The following is a 431-nucleotide window of genomic DNA, read 5'->3' on the forward strand; positions in this document are numbered from 1 at the left end:
CTCCAGCGGCCCAGCTCTTCGGGACATAAGACAACCCGGCTGCCGTGGCTGAAGAACGCCACTCTGCCGGTCTGCCTTATGCCTGTCAGAGCTGTACGGGCGCTTACGCATTTCTTAAAAGGAGGAACAACTATGGAAGCAATTGAAGTGATTGGCTGGGTTGTCGTTCTTCTGTTTTTTGTCATCGGTTTTATCGGTCTCGTGTATCCCATCATTCCGGCGGTCCTGTTCATTTTGGGCGGTTTTATCATGTATGGCCTGTTCTTCAGTTTTGCCGATTTGCCCTGGTGGTTCTGGCTGATCCAGGTGCTGTTCGTCGCTTTGCTGTTCAGCGCAGACGCTTTGTCCAACGCCTATAGCGTTAAACGGTTTGGCGGATCGCGTGCAGGATTCTGGGGAAGTATGATCGGACTGATCATCGGCCCGTTTGT

Annotated in this window: 1 protein-coding gene; it reads left to right on the forward strand. The window is 52.4% G+C overall.

Annotated elements, in window-relative coordinates:
- Positions 1-141: 141 nt before the first annotated feature.
- Positions 142-431, forward strand: a 290-nt coding sequence (locus KW93_RS04490; protein WP_033541780.1) for a DUF456 domain-containing protein, incomplete at its 3' end; no start/stop codon positions are given.

The sequence above is a fragment of the Planococcus sp. CAU13 genome (assembly GCF_000775575.1).
Lineage (GTDB): Bacteria > Bacillota > Bacilli > Bacillales_A > Planococcaceae > Planococcus.